At 59.1% G+C, this 21,757-nt stretch carries 18 protein-coding genes and 1 pseudogene; 4 read left to right on the top strand and 15 right to left on the bottom strand.

Translation table 11 applies throughout. The features are described from left to right. Window positions 1–42: 42 nt before the first annotated feature. The 7 genes and pseudogenes from E5E97_RS16610 to E5E97_RS16640 form a co-directional block, all read right to left on the bottom strand. Window positions 43–966, bottom strand: coding sequence for a DMT family transporter (locus E5E97_RS16610; RefSeq protein ID WP_117403584.1), 924 nt, complete (start codon window positions 964–966; stop codon window positions 43–45). 185 nt (window positions 967–1,151) lie between these two features. After that, on the bottom strand, window positions 1,152–2,084 hold the full coding sequence (gene arcC / locus E5E97_RS16615; protein WP_171280589.1) for a carbamate kinase: 933 nt from the start codon (window positions 2,082–2,084) through the stop codon (window positions 1,152–1,154). 95 nt (window positions 2,085–2,179) lie between these two features. Next, on the bottom strand, window positions 2,180–3,604 hold the full coding sequence (gene hydA, locus E5E97_RS16620; protein ID WP_171280590.1) for a dihydropyrimidinase: 1,425 nt from the start codon (window positions 3,602–3,604) through the stop codon (window positions 2,180–2,182). A gap of 118 nt (window positions 3,605–3,722) precedes the next feature. Beyond that, the gene (locus E5E97_RS16625; protein ID WP_005301172.1) at window positions 3,723–4,940 is read right to left on the bottom strand and encodes a YgeY family selenium metabolism-linked hydrolase; all 1,218 of its coding nucleotides are present in this window, start codon (window positions 4,938–4,940) and stop codon (window positions 3,723–3,725) included. A gap of 116 nt (window positions 4,941–5,056) precedes the next feature. Further along, window positions 5,057–6,255, bottom strand: a pseudogene (gene dpaL, locus E5E97_RS16630) (diaminopropionate ammonia-lyase). Between the two features lie 127 nt (window positions 6,256–6,382). Further along, window positions 6,383–7,570, bottom strand: coding sequence for a knotted carbamoyltransferase YgeW (gene ygeW / locus E5E97_RS16635; protein ID WP_011706019.1), 1,188 nt, complete (start codon window positions 7,568–7,570; stop codon window positions 6,383–6,385). A gap of 416 nt (window positions 7,571–7,986) precedes the next feature. Then, the gene (locus E5E97_RS16640; RefSeq protein WP_171280591.1) at window positions 7,987–9,921 is read right to left on the bottom strand and encodes a sigma 54-interacting transcriptional regulator; all 1,935 of its coding nucleotides are present in this window, start codon (window positions 9,919–9,921) and stop codon (window positions 7,987–7,989) included. Window positions 9,922–10,179: 258 nt separating this feature from the next. On the opposite strand from E5E97_RS16640, the gene E5E97_RS16645 reads away from it, so the two are divergent. Next, window positions 10,180–10,344, top strand: a complete 165-nt coding sequence (locus E5E97_RS16645) for a hypothetical protein (protein ID WP_164927641.1) — start codon at window positions 10,180–10,182, stop codon at window positions 10,342–10,344. Between the two features lie 77 nt (window positions 10,345–10,421). On the opposite strand, the gene E5E97_RS16650 is transcribed toward E5E97_RS16645, so the two are convergent. From E5E97_RS16650 to E5E97_RS16660, 3 genes are all read right to left on the bottom strand, one after another. Further along, window positions 10,422–12,173: an AIPR family protein gene (locus tag E5E97_RS16650; protein ID WP_171280592.1), complete on the bottom strand. Its 1,752-nt coding sequence runs from the start codon at window positions 12,171–12,173 to the stop codon at window positions 10,422–10,424. Window positions 12,174–12,442: 269 nt separating this feature from the next. Then, on the bottom strand, window positions 12,443–13,006 hold the full coding sequence (locus E5E97_RS16655; protein ID WP_171280593.1) for a hypothetical protein: 564 nt from the start codon (window positions 13,004–13,006) through the stop codon (window positions 12,443–12,445). 151 nt (window positions 13,007–13,157) lie between these two features. Beyond that, window positions 13,158–13,481: a phage virion morphogenesis protein gene (locus E5E97_RS16660; RefSeq protein WP_171280594.1), complete on the bottom strand. Its 324-nt coding sequence runs from the start codon at window positions 13,479–13,481 to the stop codon at window positions 13,158–13,160. Between the two features lie 173 nt (window positions 13,482–13,654). On the opposite strand from E5E97_RS16660, the gene E5E97_RS16665 reads away from it, so the two are divergent. Together E5E97_RS16665 and E5E97_RS16670 are read left to right on the top strand one after the other, a co-directional pair. Next, on the top strand, window positions 13,655–13,798 hold the full coding sequence (locus E5E97_RS16665; protein ID WP_171280595.1) for a hypothetical protein: 144 nt from the start codon (window positions 13,655–13,657) through the stop codon (window positions 13,796–13,798). A 42-nt stretch (window positions 13,799–13,840) separates the two neighbouring features. Beyond that, window positions 13,841–14,503: a hypothetical protein gene (locus E5E97_RS16670; RefSeq protein WP_103827491.1), complete on the top strand. Its 663-nt coding sequence runs from the start codon at window positions 13,841–13,843 to the stop codon at window positions 14,501–14,503. A gap of 565 nt (window positions 14,504–15,068) precedes the next feature. Here E5E97_RS16670 and E5E97_RS16675 read toward each other — a convergent pair. The 5 genes from E5E97_RS16675 to fadI form a co-directional block, all read right to left on the bottom strand. Then, complete coding sequence (locus E5E97_RS16675; protein ID WP_042051728.1) at window positions 15,069–15,953, bottom strand: AEC family transporter; 885 nt, start codon at window positions 15,951–15,953, stop codon at window positions 15,069–15,071. Window positions 15,954–15,964: 11 nt separating this feature from the next. After that, window positions 15,965–16,522, bottom strand: a complete 558-nt coding sequence (locus E5E97_RS16680) for a YaeQ family protein (protein WP_016350817.1) — start codon at window positions 16,520–16,522, stop codon at window positions 15,965–15,967. A gap of 192 nt (window positions 16,523–16,714) precedes the next feature. Then, the gene (locus tag E5E97_RS16685) at window positions 16,715–16,855 is read right to left on the bottom strand and encodes a TIGR02808 family protein (protein WP_005301193.1); all 141 of its coding nucleotides are present in this window, start codon (window positions 16,853–16,855) and stop codon (window positions 16,715–16,717) included. A 295-nt stretch (window positions 16,856–17,150) separates the two neighbouring features. Further along, window positions 17,151–19,298, bottom strand: a complete 2,148-nt coding sequence (gene fadJ, locus E5E97_RS16690; protein WP_043162545.1) for a fatty acid oxidation complex subunit alpha FadJ — start codon at window positions 19,296–19,298, stop codon at window positions 17,151–17,153. Further along, entirely contained in the window at window positions 19,298–20,608 is a 1,311-nt protein-coding gene (fadI, locus tag E5E97_RS16695; protein ID WP_171280596.1) for an acetyl-CoA C-acyltransferase FadI, read from the bottom strand. The genes fadJ and fadI overlap by 1 nt, the downstream gene beginning before the upstream one ends. A 193-nt stretch (window positions 20,609–20,801) precedes the next feature. Between fadI and E5E97_RS16700 the strand changes: the two genes are divergently transcribed. Next, window positions 20,802–21,752: a MoxR family ATPase gene (locus tag E5E97_RS16700; RefSeq protein WP_029302946.1), complete on the top strand. Its 951-nt coding sequence runs from the start codon at window positions 20,802–20,804 to the stop codon at window positions 21,750–21,752. The last annotated feature ends 5 nt before the right edge of the window (window positions 21,753–21,757 follow it).

Here is a 21,757-nt window from a genome sequence, read left to right on the forward strand (position 1 = left end):
CCATGATGGCGGGCCCTTTCCATTCTCGTTCCTCTAATCGGCTTAGCCCTGCTTGACCCGGGTCTCCCCCGCCACCGACACCACGGAACGCTTCCCCTTGCGGCTGATAACGACCAAGGCCAGCACGATCAGGGCGATGCCGCTCCCCTCCACCGGCCCCGGGTTTTCGCCGAGCAGCCACCAGGAGAGCAGCACGCCGCTCACCGGCACCGCCAGGGTGCTGAGCCCGGCGATCCCCGCCGGCAGCTTTTTCAGCACAAACAGCCAGAGGCTCCAGGCCAGCGCCGTGGCGAAGATGGCGCTGTAGGCGAGCGCACCAAATACATAGGGCTGCCAGTCAATGGGTCGCTCCGGCACCAGCGCCGCCACCAGCGCCATCACCAGGGTGGCGTAGATCATCTGCCAGGTGGTGAGGGACATCAGATCCACCCCGGGGTGGCGGGCATACATCCGCTTGGCGATGATGGCGCTGATCCCCCAGCAGATGCCGGAGGCAATGCCCAGCAGCGCGCTCTTCATGGAATCGAGGTGCAGCTGCCAGGGCTCGATCACCAACAGCAGGCCGCAGGCGGCCACCCCGACCGCCAGATAGTGCAGCTTGCGCATCCGCTCACCGAGAAAGAGCGCCGCGAAGATCACCACCCAGAACGGCATGGTGTAACTCAGAATGGCCACCTTGCCTGCCCCGCCGCTGATCAGCGCCCACTGGGCCAACCCCACCATGCCGCAGGTCTGGAACAGGGCGATGGCGAGGGTATAGCGAAACGGGGTGGGTTTGAGATAACGGCGGCCGCGCAGGCACTGTACCAGCAGCAACACCAGGGATCCGCACAGGCAGCGCAGGGCGGTAAACTCGAACGCCCCCGCGTAGAGCATCACCTGCTTCATCACGATCCAGCTGTAACTCCAGATGGCGGTGAGCAGGACCAATCCCCCCAGCGCCGCCATGTTCAACTTGCTATTCATTGTGCTGCCTTGTTGCTACTGCGGCCGGTACGTCCGCCATTCCGGGCGCCATCTTACTCCTCTGCCGTCCCCCTGCCCACCGTGGATAAGAGCTGGCCGGCCCGTGCTTCCCGCCTGCCAATCCCTGGCACCAGCCAACAGAAAGGGGGCCTTGGGCCCCCTGTTTACAACCATCCAAGACGAGGCTACAGGCTGATCAGGGTGCCGGTCTTGCCGGCAATGCCATCAGCCGCCTTCTCCAGCAGGGTGATCAGGGATTTGCGCCCCGGCATGGACGTCGCGAACGAGAGCGCCGCCTCCACCTTGGGCAGCATGGAGCCTTTGGCAAACTGCCCTTGTGCGATAAAGCTGTTGGCATCGGCCACGCTCAGGGTATCGAGCCACTGCACCTCGGGCTTGCCGAAGTTGATGGCCACCTTCTCCACCGCGGTAAGGATGATCAGCATGTCGGCATCGATGAGCTCCGCCAGCCTGGCACTGGCCCAATCCTTGTCGATCACCGCGCTGGCACCGCGCAGGTGGTTGCCCTCCCGCAGCACCGGAATGCCGCCGCCACCGACGGTGATCACCACCTGGCCGGCAGCCAGCATGGCAGAGACGGTCTCCTTCTCGATGATGTCGACGGGTTTGGGAGACGCCACCACCCGGCGATAGCCGCGACCGGCGTCCTCTTTGAGCCGCTCGCCCTTGGCCATCAGCGCCTCGGCCTCCTCCTTGCTGAAGAAGCCGCCGATGGGCTTGCTCGGGTCGAGGAAGGCGGGATCGTTTTTATCCACCTCCACCTGGGTCACCAGGGTGGCCACCGGCTTATGGATGCCGCGCTCAAGCAGGGCCTCGCGCAGGGCGTTTTGCAGGTCATAGCCGATGTAACCCTGACTCAGGGCCACGCAGACCGACATGGGTAGATGGGGCGCCTTGGGATCGTGGCGGGCCGCCACCTCGAACGCCTGCTGGATCATCCCCACCTGCGGGCCGTTGCCGTGAGTCACCACCACCTCGTGCCCCTGGGCGATCAGGTCGACAATGGTGCCCGCCGTGCTCTGCACCGCCTTCATCTGCTCGGGCAGGTTGTTGCCCAGCGCATTGCCGCCAAGAGCCAGTACGATTCGCTGTTTCATCTTGTTATCTCCAGTGAGGGGACAAGCCGGCGCGATACCGGCCCACCTTTCGTTGTTCAAAAAACCTCGTAGTTTTGCGGGATGCGAACTGCCTGTCAGCCTGCCACCACGGGGCAAGGCGAGTGCCGATCCGGCGCCAAGGCCGGGTCAAAGGGCGCTCTGGCCAGAAAGCGGCCGTGACCACGTCGCCCCAGAAACTCGCCATCGCGGGCCACTGTCTCGCCGCGACTCAGGGTCAGCCTGATCCGGCCGGGGCAATGCATCCCCTCATAGGGGCTGTAGTCGCCGTTGTCGTGCAGCAGTGGGTGAGAAATCAGGGTGTCACCGCGGGGATCCATGATCACCAGATCGGCGTCAGACCCCAGTTGCAGGTTGCCCTTGCGCGGCCAGAGGCCAAACAGGCGCGCCGGGTTGGCGCTGGTGAGCGCCACGAAGCGGGACGGCGAGATGCGCCCCCCCAATACCCCGTGGGCAAACAGCAGCAGCATCCGGTTTTCGACCCCGGGCAAGCCGTTGGGGCAGCGGCTGAAATCGCCGCCGGAGAGGGTCATGCGCTGGGCGTGGGAGAAGTTGCAGTGATCGGTCGCCACCGTGTCGATGTCGCCAGCTGCGATGCCGACCCACAGCTTGTCCTGCTCGCTACACCCGCGCAGCGGCGGACTCAGCAGATAGTCGACCCCGTTCTCCTTGTAATAACACTGCTCATCGAGCAGCAGATATTGCGGGCAGGTCTCCACCCAGACCGGCTGCCCCTGGCGGCGCGCCAGTTTCAGATACTCCAGCCCCAAGCCGTTGGAGAGATGGACGATATAGAGCGGCGCATTGCCCGCGAGCCCCGCCAGATTGATCATCCGGGCGATCGCCTCGGCTTCACACTGCAGCGGACGGCTTTGCGGGTGATACCAGGGCTCACAGTGGCCGGCGGCCAGCAGGGCCGCCCGGCGCGCCGCGATGGCGGCGTCGTTCTCGGGGTGGACGGTGGCAAGCGCCCCCACCTCCTTGAGGCGGGCCAGGGCACGCAGCACGTCGTGGTCCCCCAGCTTGTACTGGTAGGTGAGATAGAGCTTGAAGCTGCTGATCCCCTCCTCCTGCACCATGGCGGCCATCTCGTGGAGGATGGCGTCATCCACATGCTGAACAACGCCATGAAAGCTGTAGTCGATCACCGCCTGCTCGGCGGCGTAGTCGTGATAGCGGGCCAGCTGGTGATGCAAATTGCACCCTGCCGGGCCAAATCCCATGTGATCGACGATGGTGGTGGTGCCACCACAGGCGGCGGCACGGGTACCGCTGAAAAAATCATCGCAACTGCGGGCAATCCCAACATCGATGTTGAAGTGGGTATGGACGTCGATACCGCCCGGCATCACGTAGCAGCCGCTGGCATCGATCAGCTCGGTCTCGCCATCGGGCTGGATATCGGCGGCGCGCTCAAGGATCACCCCGTTCTCGATCAGCAGATCCTGACGATATTCACCCTGCGCATCGACCAGCACACCCTGTTTGATCAGCCGTTTCATCCCCACCCCCTCGCACATCCGATCGCGTCAAACAGCAAGGCCCCGCCTGCGAAAGACGGGGCACTGGCCACACTTGCAACAGCCGGGCGGTGATGGCAGTCACCACCCGGCAGCCCCCTTACTTGTCCAGCTCGGCCAGATAGAGCATGGGGATCACCGCGTACATGGCGGCGCACTTGACCAGATGCTCCTTCCAGGTCTTCTCGTTCGGCGCGTGAGCTTCCGGCTCTTTACCCGGGCCAAAACCGATGACCGGGATGCCGTGACGACCCATGATGGAGACCCCGTTGGTCGAGAAGGTCCACTTGTCCACAACCGGCGCCTTGTTGAACAGCTGGGTGTACGCCTTGGAGAGGGTCTTGACGGTGATGTGATCCTCTTCCACCTTCCAGGTCGGGAAGTAGCACTCGGTCGGGTAGACCAGACCGGTGTAGGCCGGACGGTCGTACTGGTACATGGAGACCTCGGCGCCGGCGGCTTGCACCGCAGGCAGGGCGCGGATCTCGTCGAGCGCCCCTTGCCAGGTCTCGCCCCAGGTGAGGCGGCGGTCGATGGAGACGGCGCAGCTGTCCGCCACGGCGCAGCGGCTTGGGGAGGTGAAGAAGATCTCGGAGACGGTCAGGGTGCCCTTACCGAGGAAGTCGTCGTTGCCGAGGTTGTGGCTCAGCTCCTGCAATTCACCGAGGATCGGGCCCATTTTGAAGATGGCGTTGTCGCCGCGCTCCGGCGCGGAGCCGTGGCAGCTGACCCCCTGCACCTCCACGCGGATCTCCATGCGGCCACGCTGGCCACGGTAGATCTGGCAGTCGGTGGGTTCGGTACTGACCACGAATTCGGGGCGGATCTTGCTCTGCTCGATGATGTACTGCCAGCAGAGGCCGTCGCAATCCTCCTCCTGCACGGTGCCGGTCACCAGCAGGGTGTACTCGTCTTCCAGCCCCAGATCCTTGATGATCTTGCCGGCGTAGACCATGGAGGCCATGCCCCCTTCCTGATCGGAGGCGCCGCGACCACCGATGATCTCGTGATCTTCCATTCCCTCATAGGGATCGAAGGTCCAGTTGGCCATGTTGCCGACCCCCACGGTATCGATGTGAGCATCCATGGCGATCAGGTGCGGGCCGTGGCCGATATAGCCCAGCACGTTGCCCATGGGGTCGATCTCGACCTTGTCAAAACCAACCTTCTCCATCTCCTGCTTGATGCGCAGCACCACCCGCTCCTCATCGCAGCTCTCGCTCGGGATGGCGATCATGTCGCGCAGGAACTGAGTCATCTCGGCCTTGTACTGGTAGGCCTTCTCCAACACCATTTCAAACGGAATTTGCTTGCTCATTGTGTCTCTCCATAACCAACCTGGGGTGCGGGAGTACGCCTCCCGCCCGCTACTCGTCATGGCACCCGCCGGGCGCCATCATTTTCAATTCGTGCCTCTTTCATTTGCAGGCGGGATTACCCGCAGGCAGGGTGCTTGCCTTCCCACACCACTTCCCGGTAATGGGCCACGTCGGTGTCCCCTTCGGTGTTGATCACCAGCACCACCGACTGCTCATCGAGCCCAAGCCGGGCCATCAGCGCCGCGCGATCCGGGTGGTGGCGCACCGCCGCCAGCACGCCGGTGCCGACCGAGCCGGACTCGCCGGAGATGATGCGGGGATCATCGCCAAGGGGGTTGCCGAGCACTCGCATGCCGAGCGCCGAGACCTTGTCGTGACAGGAGATGAACTGGGTGGTGCAGCCACGCAGCACCGGCCAGCCGAGGGGATTGGGCTCACCGCAGGCAAGACCGGCCATGATGGTGCGCATGTCGCCCCCCACGTTGACCATCTCCCCCGCCACCCCGGAGCGGTAGATGCAGTCGGCCTGATCCGGCTCGACGACTATGCTGTGCAGGTTTTTCGCCCCGAAGCAGTCCACCAGATAACCGAGCACGCCGCCCGCCAGCGCCCCGACCCCGGCCTGCAGCAGTACGTGGGTGGGCTGTTTGATGCCTATGGCCTGCATCTGCTCGACCGCTTCGTCGGCCAGGGTGGCGTAACCCTGCATGATCCAGGTCGGGATCTTGGTGTACCCCTCCCAGGCGGTGTCCTGCACTATGTACCAGCCGCGCTCCTCGGCCATCTTCATGGTCAGGCGCACTGTGTCGTCGTAGTTCATGTCGGTGACGATGCACTCGGCCCCCAGCGCCAGAATGTGGTCCACCCGCTCCTGGGCCGAGCCCTTGGGCATGTAGACCACCGCATGCTGACCCACCTGCTTGGCGGCCCAGGCGACGCCACGACCGTGGTTGCCGTCGGTGGTGGTGGCGAAGGTCATCGGCTCCTTGATGGTGCGCTTGATGAGATCGAAGGTGAAATCCTCCACCGCCACCCCGTATTTTTCACAGAGCAGGTTGGCGATGGCGTAGACGCCCCCCAGCATCTTGAAGGCGTTGAGGCCAAAACGTTTGGACTCATCCTTCACCAGAATGTTCTTCACCCCGATATAGCCGGCGAGCGCTGTCAGATCGCACAGGGGGTGGGCTCATAACCGGCCAGTTTTTTATGAAAGGCGCGGGCCTTTTGCGCCTCGATACGGGAAAACAGGGGCAGCGACTCACCGGTAAAGAAACGGTTATCGGCAATCTCCATCTTCAGGGAAAATTGGGACATGAATACCTCGCAAAGAGTCATCTCGCCGGGGATCATCGAGTGAAAAGCGCCCCGGGGAGAGAACCCGTGACAATAATTGCGTGATGACGACGGCCGGGCGGGACTTATTTTCCGCCCGGCCAGGCCATTATTTGACGCGTTTTTGCGCCTCTTTTATCAAGCCTTCGAGGGCGGCGCCCGGTGCCGAGAATTTACGGGCGACAATCATGGCGGCGATAATATAGGGCTTCCAGCTCGCCTCTTTATAAGTGGCGATCCGGTATTTCTCGAATACCCCTTCACTCACTTCCCCTTCCTTGCAGGAGACGCCGGAAATATCCGCCGGCAGGCAGTGCATATAGAGCGCCTCGCCCCCCTTGGTGAGGGCCATCATCTCTTCGGTGCAGTGCCAATCCTTGTGCTTGGCGTTCTGCGCCAGGCAATGCTGCTCCAGCTCCTTGAGGCCAGCGTGATCGTTGGCCCGCAGCAGCTCGGTGCGCTGCTCCATCACCTGATAGGGCGCCCAGGACTTGGGATAGACGATGTCGGCATCCTTGAACGCCTCTTCCATGGAGGTGACCTGACGGAAGCTGCCACCGGAGGCCTTGGCATTCTCCTTGGCCACCTCGATCACGTCCGGGATCAGGTCATACCCCTCTGGGTGGGCCAGGGTCACATCCATGCCAAAGCGGGTCATCAGACCGATGATGCCCTGCGGCACGGAGAGCGGCTTGCCGTAGCTCGGCGAGTAGGCCCAAGTCATGGCAATCTTCTTGCCCTTGAGGTTTTCCAGGCTGCCGAAGTGCTCCTGCAACCAGGCGAGATCAGCCATGGACTGGGTCGGGTGATCAATGTCGCACTGCAGGTTGACCAGCGCCGGGCGCTGGGGCAGCACCCCCTTCTCGAACCCTTCGTCGAGCGCGGCGCCCACTTCACGCATGTAGGCGTTGCCGGCCCCCAGGTACATGTCGTCGCGAATGCCGATGGCATCGGCGCAGAAGGAGATCATGTTGGCGGTTTCACGGACGGTCTCGCCGTGGGCAATCTGGGACTTGCCCTCGTCCAGATCCTGCTGGGTCAGGCCGAGCAGGTTGAGGGCGGAGGCGTAGGAGAAACGGGTCCGGGTGGAGTTGTCACGAAACACCGAGATGCCAAGACCGGTATTGAACAGCTTGGTGGCGATGTTTTCGGCACGCAGTCCCTTGAGGGCCTCCGCCAGTTTGAGCACCAGCGCCAGCTCCTGAGGGGTCTGCTCCCAGGTCAGCAGGAAGTCTTTTTCATGCAGGTTGGACTTGAGTTCATTGATCTCTTTGATTAACTGGTTCACTGCTTTCATCGTTAGCCCCAATCTGTTGATGAGAAATGCATTGCTCCCCTTCCACTCACAGGTCACCGAAACAAGGGCCATTGGGTGAGTTCATCGGTCAGCGTCAAATAAGGGCAATCAATAAGCGTGCCAACGCATAAATAAGCGGGAAATAACCAGAAAAGGCGTCTTGAATGTGAGCCGGCGCACAGTCTGAGGATATATCGCGCCCCGCCAAGGCAGGTGAACCGGCTTATTTTCCAGCAGATAGCTGCGCGCTGCTGAAATAGCGCAAGAAGAAACGAAGCCGGCCCTGATAATTATCAGTCCGGCTATCACCAGAGCCTGCCAATTGATAGAACGCGGGGTCACATTCTCATAATGATAACGCCGCGATTGTCGGTCGCGGCGCGGTCAAGCGGGCCGCCAGGCGACCCGCTGCGGGCTCAGGCCTGCACGGCTATCTCGTACTTCTTTATCTTGCGATAGAGGGTGGCGATGCCGATCCCGAGCGCCTGGGCGGCCAGCTTCTTGTTGCCAAGACGCAGCAGGGTCTCTTCTATCATCTGCTTTTCCATGTTCTCCAGCCCGTTTTCGCCAAGTGGCAGCGCCAACCCGCGCTCGGCCTGGCCAGCAACCGGCTCTGGCAGGTTTGCCTCTGGCGATGGCCAGGGCGCTCCCGTAGCCGATGCCGGGTTGCCAGCGGCAGGAGTGAGCGCAGGATCGGCCAGCAGGCCATGGGAATAAGGGTCGGGCGAGAGCGGCATACGCGCGATCTGCGCCGTGCTGCGTGACGGCTCATCCGCCCCGCTGCGCTGGTTGCGCAGGATATTGGGGGGCAGCAGGATGCTCTCGATCACCTCCCCCGCCTGCACCACGTTCACCAGGTACTCGATGAGGTTGCTGAGCTCGCGCACGTTGCCGGGCCAACGGTAGCCCTCCAGCAGAGCCATCACCTCCGGGCTCAGCCCCGGATACAGCAGGCCGATGCGACTGGTGTGCAGGTTGAGGAAGTAGTGGGTCAGCAGCGCCACGTCCCCCTCCCGCTCGCGCAGGGGCGGCAGGTGGATGGGAATGACGTTGAGGCGATAGAAGAGATCCTCACGAAACTTGCCCTCGGCGATGTACTGCTCCAGATGCTGATGGGTCGCGGCTATGATGCGAATGTCCACCGGCACCGGCCGGCTGGCGCCAATGGGGGTCACCTCCCGCAGCTCCAGCACTCGCAGCAGCTTGGCCTGCATGGTGAGCGGCATGTCCCCTATCTCGTCGAGAAACAGAGTGCCCTGCTGGGCGGCCTGGATCAGCCCCTGCTTGCCGGTGCTGGAGGCGCCGGTGAAGGCCCCTTTCACGTAACCGAACAGCTCGCTCTCGAGCAGCTGCTCCGGGATGGCGGCGCAGTTGATGGCGATGAAGGGCTTGTCGCGGCGCGGGCTGAGTCGGTGGATGGCGCGGGCCACCACCTCCTTGCCGGTGCCGCTCTCGCCGCACACCAGCACGCTGGAGGGGCTCAGGGCGATGCGATGGAGCAGCTTTTTCAGGGCCCGCATCGGCTTGCTCTCCCCGATCAGCATGCTGACCCCCTCGTCGGGCTCCAGCGGCTGACTCGGCGTACCGTGAGACTGGTGAAACGCCATCAGAAACAGCTGCTGGCCCTGCACGTGGTGCAACTGGCCGATGATCAGCTCCTGGCGATCCCCCAGGGTGACGATGTGCTGCAGGTGGCCGGTCAACCCCTGCTGGGCAAAGGTGAGCGGCCGCAGCCCTATCTCGCAGCCCAGCAGCGCCTCCTGCTGGCAGTTGAGCTGCTTGAGCGCGACCTCGTTGGCATAAAGCACCTGGCTCTTCTCGTCGAGCAGCAGGCAGCCTTGATCCATGTGGTTCATCAGGCTCAGAAAGACCTTGTTGACCCCGTCCGACAGCCCGCGCGAATCGAGCAGCTTGGCCACGAAGATGCTGGAGATGTGCTGCACATAGTCGCACACCTCCTGCAGGTTGTTGTTGAGGCGGGTCTGCTGCTCAGGGTTGAAAGCCACCAGGCTGATCACCCCGATGCAGTTCTCCTCCACCATGATGGGCACCCCGAGAAAGGCCCGCTCCCGGCAGCTCTCCTTGCAGCTGCACCCCTCGCAGACCGGATCCTCGCTGGTGTGGGTGACGATCTTCTCGCGCTGATGCTCGATGACGTAGCGCAACAGGCGGGAGTCCCCCTCCAGCTGGCGACCGAAGAACTTGCCGTAAGGGCCGGTTCCCGCCACCCGCACCATGTTGGCGTCCACGATTTCCACTTCCAGTTGCAGCACGCTGGCCAGCATCTTGGCAAAGCGCAAAATGGTGGGCTGGATCTGCATCAACAAACATTGGTTACTGACGGACATCATGTTGTAAATCCCCTGGCTCCCACCACGGGTGGGATTCATGCTGGCCAGATACTATGCCAATTCGATGGCAGCGACTTCGCCGAGGATCACGAAAAGGGAACTTGCACCCACCCCACTCCCCGGAGTGAGAGCTGGCGCAGGCTGACCATTCTGTGCTGCCCTGAGAGTCTGTTGGTCGTATCGCTCCAGATGTCTTGCCAGAGCGCGTTGACACAAGCAATCAGGGCAGCGGCAATTTGCCCATCCAGCTAGCTGACAGTGGCCACTCGCCATATCGAACGGGCGACCATCACGGGCTTTGAAGGGGCCGACCGGCAGCAGCTGGTACCAGCCATCACCTTGGGGGGTGAGCTGCGCATCGAGCACCGCCAGCCGCTCCCCGCTGACGGGGTTGGCTTGGAGGATGGCCACGAAGGGCGCTGAGTATGGGGTCTTGGATATGTTCATGCCGCCATAGTGCGGCGGCATGAAGGGGGATGGGGTTTATGGTGGGTTAGTCATTATGAAATTGGAGATATCACCACTGCTTTAAACTGGTCATATATATTTTGATTGGCATTCGATGTTGCTTGAACAAGCGAACGAAACGTTGAAATTGCGTCGTTTACAGACTTAGTATTCTTCAAACCACCATCCAGTGCCGGAACTAACTGTTTACAGAATGGTATCCCGACATCGACCACTGTTTTCCAATATTCTTGGGCTTTAGCAGGCGAACATGAATTTCCAAAAGACACCCTAAACAGATTTGGCACCTGTCTAGATAGAAATATCTCCAAGCATGAAACTATTGCACTTGCAAAAAGAAATATTGAACCACGCCGTCTAAAATACTCTAAATAATCTTGCTCCATTTTAGTTAAACTAGCACCATTTCTATCTTTTTGAATAATTTCTGTTTTTCTATCTTCAATAGATCTAATTAGTGCATAAGCGCATACTATATGAGCACCATGAGTGCTTTCGTTGAAAATACGCCCATATAATCTATCATTAACCCATATCCCAGATTTTTGGTTATATGCTGTTATTGGATCACCATGAAAAGCTGTCAAAGCCTGACCTACGGTATATGATGGAAGTAGATTAACCCTGCGGCGAATCGCGTCTGTAACCCCACCTCTTCGACCTCCATCATACTCAGCATTAGGGATTTTTGAGATTTCTTCTTTTAGTCTTCGCTGTACTTTATCTGTACTTCTAAAGTCTGATGCCTCGATTTTATTTTGACTATTATTATATTGAATGATTTTTCTTATTAACTCTTCATCTCCATTAGTCGTCGCTACGAACCTAGCTTGAACGACAGTGTCTGCGTGTGGTAGTTTTCTGAGCGAACCTATTGCCCCCGTCGTTTGTGCTCCATTAACAATGGAAAGCCCTCTAAAAGACAACTTACCTTTTGTTGGATCATATGACGCAGCATGTGTAAGAATTGTGAGGCCGTTATTATATACCCAAAAATTATCATGCTCGTTATCAAGTGTCGATTTAATGCCGTTGTTAATGTTGGAATCTGATGATCTAGATCCCAAGTAATCTCTTATATTGGCGGAAAACACTTTTGTCTTATGTTTTTTATATAAACGATGTAACAATGCTGCCGGTATAGTAGCTGAGACAGCTTTCCAACCAGGTCCAGAAACCTCATATGCACCATTACAGTCAACTTCAACCTCATCATTTACTAAGATTGGTGATTGAGAGTCTTCGTACCAATCAGAAAACATTTCATTTCCGACTTCAAATACTTGCAGGTCTATATTTGATTGAGAAAAGTGTTGTTTTATAATCGAGGAAGCTGTTTCATGAACCGTTATTAACTCATCTCTTACATTATTAGAGTGTGGTAGATTATGAACATACCATATATATATGGTGGTTACTTCCTTCTGCAGTATTGCATCTCTCAATTCTTGAGCTGCAGACTTTATTATCTCTGGCACTTCATTTATTGAGCGAGAGAGCAACCATCCTAAGGCAGTATTTAAATCACTAGCTTTATTAGCAGGGGCAGCTGGCTTATCCTTTAAGCTAAGATAACACTGAGCAATAACCGCATATCCATCTTCTCTATTTACATAAACCAAATCACACTTTTTGTCATCTCTACCATCAGTTATTGATTCAGCGGCAACTGTGTCAAGATCCTCAGTTCTAAACCTCAATGCAAGAGCAAATAATGCTAACGCATTATCATTATAAACTTGTAGGTCTGTTCTTGACTGAAATGCATCAAACCAATTACTCATATCAAATCCCCAATAGCCACAAATGGGGCTCACTCTATCTCGATTGCATCCCCTAAAAAGTGATCGCTATCAAGTTACGGTGTTTAAGGGTGTTTAATTGCGCTAATGGCTTACACCTTGCTATCTGTCTGACCATCCGCCCTGGCGGGTGATACGAACGCAGTATGGCGCATCACAAGCGAGCAGCCTGAACAGGGCTCCCATGGGGAGCCCATTTAAAGGGCGATGCCTACCACATCGCACATATTATGCTCGCTTTGCCCAAGTGATTAAGACTCTGACAATCTGTAAGACATTGAGTTACTACCAACTTCAATAATCTCAATGGTTACACCATCCATCTTTAACTTTTTATCTGCAGGATTAAATTTAAACTCTGCAGTATTAGGTGGTAGTGCATATATTTGCGCCTCTGGTTTTTGATATTGCGTTACAACAGTATTGCTATTTGTTGTACCAGCGGCACTGTAATTATTTACATTGAGCGTTGAAAATGAATTAGTGTTTGCCACAACACTATTCCTACCATATCGGGTAAATACACTCTCATTGGATTGGATTTTTACATCTGTAAATCTCAAGACTGCCATACCGTCTGAGTCAAATCCCATAAAGCGCAACTCTGACATGCCTTCTTGGACTTTCCCACCATAGATGTCAGCTTTGCCAAATACATTTGGCAAATCGCGAGTCTTGTTTACTGCATAGATTTCACCACCTACATACACAGTCTGAGGTTGATAAAATGCTTTTGAGTAATCCTTATATTGCTGAATTTGAGCACACCCCGCCAAACTCAACACACAGACAAACAAGAATAATATTTTTTGCATTAAAATGGCGCCCCGCAATAATTAATTACCATTTAATAATGCAATAGCAAGGAAGTAATTAAAATGAAAAGTGCAGACTCACATAAGCACCGTACAGGGATTATTCAGCTTTGTTATAACAATAACACCAATGATGATTAAATGTATCAACTTAATTGTGCTGGCTCGACATATCCAAATAAAGACTCAACATATCCAACACGCTCTGTTTATCCCCTTCTGACAACCCCAGAGCGCGGCGCTCTGGCAGGTTGATCTCGGGACGCCCGAACTGGTGGGCGGCACCATATTCCTGCGGGGTGCCGAAGTAAAGAGAGCGGGGATCGGGCTGGGCAGCCAGCAGTTCTGGCAAAGCGCTGACCGCAGCCACACCGTTCCCCTGCTCCAGTGCAGCGAGCCGTGCCAGCAAGCTGGTCAGATAGTCGCTCGCATCCACCAACCCCACCATATTGAGCGCACTCTCGTTATTTGCCATCTGATTACCCCCTGCTGCTTGTTGTGCCAGTGCTCGTATCCTGCGCCCAGTGAAAATTGGGCAGCCAGGTCAAATATCACGGTTTATCAACTTTTATCATTAAATCATCAATGGTATAAGATTATGAATTAGCTAACATTTCTCTCGTCATCACACACACAAGGGAGAATGTTATGACCAAGCAATCAAACCACAATGCCGATATCAGCAACCCCAACAAAGGCTCGAACGGTACCAACCCTACCTATGACCGTAATCAGGGGAACCGTGGCTGGCAATTGAATCCGCAGACCCCGAAAAGCAGCGGCAAAAAGTAAGCAAGAGACACCGGGGGGCTCGTCCCCCTTATCTGGATCCCTATGACACAGAACGAGCAATCCACCGGCGCCAAGCGCCCCTTTAAACAGACTCGGGCCCTTATCCGGCTCGCCCTCAACGAGGGTCTTACGCAAAAAGAGATCGCCGCACTTTGCCGAACCCAGCAATCTATTGTCAGCGCGTGGGCAAAAGGGACGAAACTGGCCAATGAGGGGCAACTGACCGAATTGCTGACCCGCTATGGCCATACGCTGCGCCGCCAATCCTTTCGCCTCTATTGGTCTATCGACGATGAAACCAACACGAAGAAATTTTACCGGGTTGAGGGCAAGGTTATTTTCCAGCACATCTTCTACAACCTGCGGCGCGATACCCGCAGCGGGAAACAGCACAAGATCAACCCGGAAGAGCGCCTGATTGTGCATCACCAAGGGCAGGATACCTTTCGAATAGTTTCTCAAGCGCGCATTCAATTTAACGATGGGCTGTTACTCGATAGCCATCAGGATGATTCGATTTGGTTCTCATCCATTTCTCCCCCACTAACTGGCAAACAACTAGTGTGCCACCTTGATAAGGCCGGTACTGAAATAGCGTCCACATGGCCTAGCGATGGCCACGCCCTCCCCTTTCTGATCCGCCAAGCCATGCTGCAACACGGCTTTCCGGTAGAAGGGATTGAGGAATACCCGGCACAGTGGTAGCCTCACCGGACACCCAAACAGGTGTCAGAGCACCTTACGCTCTGAAAGGCGGCGATACCGCCACAGATTTGAGCACTCTTGCGAGTTAAGCCCTGTGAACAGCCCTTTGCTCTCACGGCGCGATTCAAATCGACAAGGGGTATGCAGGCGGCTCATACAGAGCTAGGCGAACAGGTCACCCAGTAGCCGAAATGGCTGTATACCAACAGGGATAGGGGTGGGCGCGATACCCAAGTCGTCAGTATCTGGCCGCTTGGGTATTTTTATTTTCCCCCTGCCCCCCTTACCCCAACACTCTCCCCTTTTTTGCGACAAAGAGTCAGAGAGGGAGCAAACTCGACAACCGTCTGCGCTATTTCCCCTCACTCCGGCGGGAGATTGGGCTAAGAGGCACATTCGCTAACCACAGCAACCGCCATCCCCCCTCCCCTTTATCAGCTGGCCGAGCTCTTACCATCGGCCTGTGAGATCAAGATGCCCCCCAGAATGGCTTTGCTCATGGAGTGCTCATATCACTCAATCATTACCAATAGGGTCGGAATCACCACTTGTGGAGTTCTAGGGATCAACTGCCCAGATGCAGGGCCAGCCAGACTGCCAGCGGGATCACCAGGACCGAGAGCGCATTGCCCCCGAGCACGATACTGGCCACCTTCTCGGGCTGGCACTGGTACTGCTCGCACAGCATGTAGTTGAGCACCGCCGGGGGCAGCGCCACCGACAGCATCAGGAGTGGAACCCAGGCCGGTTGCAGCGGCAGCAACCAGACCGCCAGCCCCAGGGAGATGCCGCCGGCCAGCAGATAGAGCAGGTTGCACTTGAGGGCGAGCCCCAGGTGATCCAGCTCCCCTTCCATCAGCCGGATACCGAGGGCAAACAGCATCAGGGGCACCGAGATCTGGCCGAGCAGAGAGGCGCTGGTCACCAGGTATTCGGGCAGCGGAATGTGCAGATTGGCCACCAGCAGGCCCGCCAGGGCGGCCCACAACACAGGGCTTTTCAGCCAGAGCCAGCGGGAGGTGTTGGCCGAGAGGATGAACATGCCCACCGAGAAGTGGAGCAGGTTGGAGAGTACGAACAGTATGATGATGGCGCCCAGCTGCTGCTCGCCGAAGGCCAGCACCATCAGCGGAATGCCGAGGTTGCCGGTGTTGCGAAACATGGCGGGCAGGATCAGGGCCGGTCGGCTGATGCTGCTAAGCCTGAGCAGGGAGAGCAGCAGCCCCGGCAGCAGGATCACCAGGGCCCCCGCCGCGATGAGCGACAGGTGGGCCATCAGATCCAGCGGGTATTTGACCAGCGCCGAGAACACCAGCGCCGGGGTGAACAGCTCGATATTGGCCCGGTTGACGTAACCCAGCGCACCGCCCGGGCGCAACCGGCCGTAGAGGGCGCCAAGCCCCACCACCGCAAACACCGGAATGACGATATTGAGCAGCGCGCTGAACATGGGCGAGTCCTTTACAGTTCGCGGGCGGGGGTTCCCATCAGCAGCACGGGATCCAGGGTCACTTCCTGGCGGCCGTTGCTCACCCAGAGCTGACCGTCGGAGATGGTGCAGGTGAGCTGCATGGTGCGCTCCACCATCTCGGTCAGCGGCAGGGTCTGGCTGTCGGAGAGCTCAATCACGGTGAGGTTGTCGTGCAGACCGAGTTTGCCCTGGTTCTGCTTCCACCAGACGCTGGTACCACGGCCGCCGTAGAGGTAGAGCACCACATGACGGGAGCGGTTGCACGCCTTCTTGAGACGGCGCTCGTCGGGCTGGCCGAGTTCGATCCAGAGTTCAATCTCGTCGGAATAGTTCTTGCGCCAGAGTTCCGGCTCGTCATCGGCAGAGAGGCCCTTGGTGAACTCCAGTCGTTCGGCGGCATGCCAGGCGAAGGCCGCCAGCCGGATCATCATCCGCTCGTCGGTCTCGGAGGGGTGACGGGCCAGGGTGAGAGAGAAGTCCTGATACAGATTGCGATCCATGTCGGACAGGCTGAGCTGAGCCTTGAATACGGTTGCCTTGAGAGCCATAGAAAACCTTGAATACCTTGGGAAGCGGGCCGAAACGAAAAACTGCGCGCCAGTGTAATCAAAATCGGCGGCCGGTTCGACCTCAAGCAGCACACATTTGGCCCATAGACCGCAGATAACTGCCTGCCAAGGCTCAAAAAACAAATGCCAGTCCGAAGACTGGCATTTGGCGGTATGAACGAAAGAAGCGGATCACTTCTCGGCGGACTTGACCCCGAAGGCATTGAGCAGCAGGCAGCAGGTCACTGCCACCGCCACAAACCCGCTCAGGAAGATAAAGGGCATGGCCCCGTATCCCAATACAGTCCAGATGGTTTGTTCAAGCAGACTCATTATGTGTCCTTCATCCAGTGAAATGGGTGTCCCTTTCGTGACGGGGTTATCCCCCCGTTCCTGATGATGCTATTTGACCCCAACCAGCGCCTGAGTCCTATGCCACCAAAGTAATAAATAGGGGGCTAGTTTGAGTTGGATCAACAATTTATCCCTTGCCGAGGAAAAATATGGACGGGATTCAACCAGTTGTCAGCCTGCTGCCCCCGCATTTTCCATCTCGGCGCCAAAAAGAAGGAGGCGACCCCGGGGTCGCCTCCTTGTCGGTTGGCCTGTTGCCGCGAGCGGCGCACCCTCAATAGAAGCGCTGCTGTTCCGCCGCCATCGCCTTGAGGCGATCGCAGGGGGCGAAGCGGTCGCCATAGCGCTTCTGATAGTGCTCAAGGCGCCCCACCAGGTGCTCGATGCCGAGGCTGTCCATGTAGCGGAACGGGCCACCCAGGAACGGCGGGAAGCCGATGCCGAAGATGGCGCCGATGTCGCCGTCGCGAGCCGAGGCCACCACGCCGCTGTCCAGCGCCATGGCCGCTTCGTTGAGCATCATCAGCACGCAGCGCTCGGCCAGCTCCGCCTTGGCCAGCTTGGCCTGGGGCGAGATGCCGAGCACACCGTAGACACTCTCGTCCACCGTCTTCTTGCCCTCTTTGCCGGTAAGCTTGCTGCGCGGGGCCGCCTTACCGTAGAGGTAAAAGCCCTTGCCGTTCTTGCGCCCCTTGCGATCGTTTTGCAGCAGCTTGTCAAAGGCCGCCGGGGCCTGGAACTGCTCCCCCCCCAGCTCTTTTTCGAGGATCGGGGAGATCTTGGCACCCACGTCGATCCCCACCTCGTCCAGCAAGGTGATGGGACCCACCGGGAAACCGAAATCGAGCAGGGCGCCGTCCAGCACCTCCACCGGCTCCCCTTCCAGCACCAGGCGCGCCGCCTCGTTCATGTAGGGAGCCAGGATGCGGTTGACGTAGAAGCCTGCCTCGTCCTTGACCACGATGGGGGTCTTGCCCTGGGCGCGAGCAAAGGCCAGGGTGGTGGCAACCGTCTCGGCACTGGTGCCGGCGTGGGGGATGATTTCCGCCAGCGGCATCTTGTCCACCGGGCTGAAGTAGTGCAGCCCCACCACCCGCTCCGGGTGCGCCGCCGCCGAGGCGATCTGGTGGATAGGCAGAGAGGAGGTGTTGGAGGCAAACACGGTGTGCTCGCCGCACTCGCGCTCCACGTCCTTCACCATCTGGTGCTTGAGGGAAAGATCTTCGAACACCGCCTCCACCACCATGTCGACCCGGTGGAAACCGGAGTAGTCGAGGGTACCGGTCAGCAGGCTCATCTGCTTCTCAAGCTCGCTGCGCAGCAGTTGGCGACGCTTGAGCTTCTTGGCCAGGATGTCGTAGCTGTAGCGCATGGCATTGCCGATGCCGCTGCTGGCCACGTCCTTGATCCGCACCGGCACGCCCGCCTTGGTAGCGGTGACGAAGGCGATGCCGCCCCCCATCAGACCGCCGCCCAGCACAGCGGCATGACCCACCTTGCGCGGCTCAGCCCCCTGATAGGTGACCTCCTTCTTCATCTCGGTGGTGGCAAAGAAGATGGAGCGCAGGGCGGCGGATTCGCTGGTCATCACCAGCTCGCCAAAGTGGCGGGATTCGGCGGCAAGGCCGGCCTGCATCCCCTCTTCCACCCCGATGCGCACCACTTCCAGGATCAGATCCGGGGCCGGGTAGTTGCCGCGGGTCTTCGCCTTCACCCCTTTGCGGGCCTGATCGAACAGCACCTTGCGGCCAAGCTTGTTGGTCTCCAGCAGCTTGCCCTGCAGATCCCGCTTGAGCTCGTGACGGGGCTTGCCCTTCTTGGCCAACTTGATGGCGGCGTCCAGCAGGATGGAGGGCGGCACCACGTCGTCCACCAGCCCCAGTTTCTTGGCCTGCTTGGCCCGCACCTGCTTGCCGGTCAGCATCAGGTCGAGCGCCTTGGCCACCCCGATGAGGCGCGGCAGACGCTGGGTCCCGCCGGAGCCCGGCAGCAAGCCCAGTTGCACTTCGGGCAGGCCGAGTACCGTCTTGCCGTGATCGGTGACCACCCGGCCATGACAGGCCAGTGCCAGCTCCAGCCCGCCGCCGAGGCAGGGGCCGTGAATGGCGGCGATCACCGGAATGGGCAGCGACTCGATCTCGGCGAAGATCACCTGCCCTTCCCGCGACAGCGTCTCGGCATCCTTGGCGCTGGTACAGGCCGCCAGCATGCTGATGTCGGCGCCGGCGATGAAGGAGTCCTTCTTGCCGGAGACCACCACCAGGCCGATCAGCTCTTTATTGGCTTTCACCTCGGCCAGCACCGCGCGGATCTCTTCCACGAAGGCGGCCTTGAGGGTATTCATGCTCTCGCCCGGCACATCCATGGTGAGAATGCCGATGCCATCCTGGCGCACTGCCAGGGAAAAAGTCTTCTCGCTCATCACTCTACCTCCAACACCATGGCCACGCCGAGACCACCCGCCGCACAGGCGGTGTTAAGCCCCAATCCCCCACCCCGGCGCCGCAGCTCGTGCAGGGTCTGGGTGATCATGCGCGCACCGGTCGCGGCAAAGGGGTGACCAAAGGCCAGCGAGCCACCGAGGACGTTGAATTTGTCCATGTCCACCTCGCCAATGGCCTGATCGCGACCCAGCTTGCTCTGGGCAAACTCTTTGCTGGCAAACATCTTGAGGTTGGCCAGGGTCTGGGCGGCAAAAGCCTCGTGCATGTCGATCAGGTTGAGATCGCTGAGCGTGATGCCGGCGCGATCCAGCGCCAGCGGGGTGGCGTAGGAGGGGCCCATCAGCATGTCCTGCCACACGTCGATGGCAGAAAACGCGAAACTGCGGATGTAGCCGAGCGGCTCGAGGCCAAGCTCACGGGCCCGCCCTTCGCGCATCAGCAGCACGGCGGCGGCGCCGTCGGTGAGCGGGGTGGCGTTGGCGGCGGTGACGGAGCCGTGCACCCGGTCAAACACCGGCTTGAGCTTGGCGTAGCTCGCCAGATCAGAGCTTTCGCGGATGTTGTTGTCTCGCTCCAGCGGCGCCTTGTAGGGCGGTACGTGGGCGGTAAACACCTCGCCACTCAACTTGCCATCGGCCCAGGCCTGGGCGGCCAGGGTATGGGAGCGGTGCGCCAGCGCATCTTGCGCCTCACGGCTGATCTGGTGGCTCTTGGCCATCTGCTCAGCGGTCTGCCCCATGGAGAGACCGGTGGAGTACTCGGCCACGGCGGGCAGCACCGGCAGCAGATCCTTGACCCGCAACTGGCGCAGGATATTGAAACGCTGCTGCAGATTGCGCGCCTTGTTGAGATCCACCAGGGCGCGAGCCAGCTTCTTGCTCACCCCGATGGGCAGCACTGACGAGGAGTCGGCGCCGCCGGCGATGGCGATATCCACCGTGCCGGCCATGATGGATTCGGTGACGTTGGCGACGGCCTGGAAACTGGTGGCGCAGGCGCGCGACACGCTATAGGCATCGGTGCTGACACTCATGCCGGTGCCGAGCACGATCTCGCGGGCAATGTTGGGGGCTTCCGGCATCTGTACCACCTGGCCGAACACCAGCTGGTCGATGAGCTTGGGATCGAGATCGGTGCGAGCGAGCATCTCGCTCACCACCAGCTTGCCCAGATCCACCGCAGGCACGCCGTGAAAGGCGGTGGCCTGCTTGGCAAAGGGAGTGCGCAAACCCGCCACGACGGCAATCCGTTCGCCCTGGCGAGTCGTCAGTTTCAATGGCTCTTTCATCCTGGCTCCTTGGTTAAACGAGAAGACTAAAGGGAGAGGTCTGACCTCATTGCGCCACATCTTAACAATCCACTCACAAATTTCATACGGCTGATTGAAACTAAATTGCCGCCATCTTGGCCCCCTCCCTCGCCCTTGTGCGCCAACTGGAGTATAAAAAGATCAACTTCTATGAAAACAACGGGTTTATTGCATGGCAGCGGCCGAGTTCAGAGCGCTTGGGGACTATCTTGGTAGTCAAATTCTGGGACAGGGCCCCCTCATCGAGGGGCTGCTGATCGCCCTGTTATGTGAAGGACATGTGTTGATCGAGGGCGCCCCCGGTCTTGCCAAGACCCGGGCCGTCAAGGCGCTGGCCGGCGCGGTGGAGGGGCGCTTCGCCCGCATCCAGTTCACCCCCGACCTGCTGCCTGCCGATCTGACAGGCAGCGAGGTGTTTCATCCCCAAGATGCCAGCTTCGTGTTTCAGCCCGGCCCCCTCTTCAACCACCTGGTGCTGGCGGACGAAATCAACCGGGCGCCGGCCAAGGTGCAGTCCGCCCTCTTGGAGGCGATGGCCGAGCATCAGATCACCGTGGGCAAGAAGAGTTGGCGCCTGCCGCCGCTCTTTATGGTGGCCGCCACGCAAAACCCCATAGAACAGGAGGGGACCTATCCCCTGCCGGAGGCCCAGCTCGATCGCTTCTTGCTCAAGCTGCTGGTGGACTACCCGAGCCCCGCCATGGAGCTGGCCATCCTCCAATTAAACGCTCGCGGCGACACCCTGCCGACGCCGCCGCTCACCCTGAGCCAGGCCGATCTGCTGGCGGCCCGCAGCGCGGTGCAGGCCGTGCAGATGCAGGGGCGCCTCGAGCACTATCTGGTGCAGCTGGTCTGCGCCACCCGGCCGGGCAGCGGCCTGTGTCCGGAACTCGAACCCCTGGTCGCGGTGGGCGCCAGCCCCAGGGCCAGCATAGGTCTGGCCAGAGCGGCTCGCGCCAGGGCCTGGCTGGCCGGACGGGATTTCGTGCTGCCCGAAGACATTCAGCAGCTGGCGCCGGCCGTGCTGCGCCATCGCCTCATCCCCAGTTATCAGGCGCTGGCGGACAACCTCGACAACGAGGCGCTCATCACCCTGCTGCTGGATGCGATCCCATGCCCCTGAGTCCG

Origin of the sequence: Aeromonas sp. 2692-1 (assembly GCF_013085505.1) — a bacterium.
In the GTDB taxonomy this organism is placed as follows: domain Bacteria; phylum Pseudomonadota; class Gammaproteobacteria; order Enterobacterales; family Aeromonadaceae; genus Aeromonas; species Aeromonas hydrophila.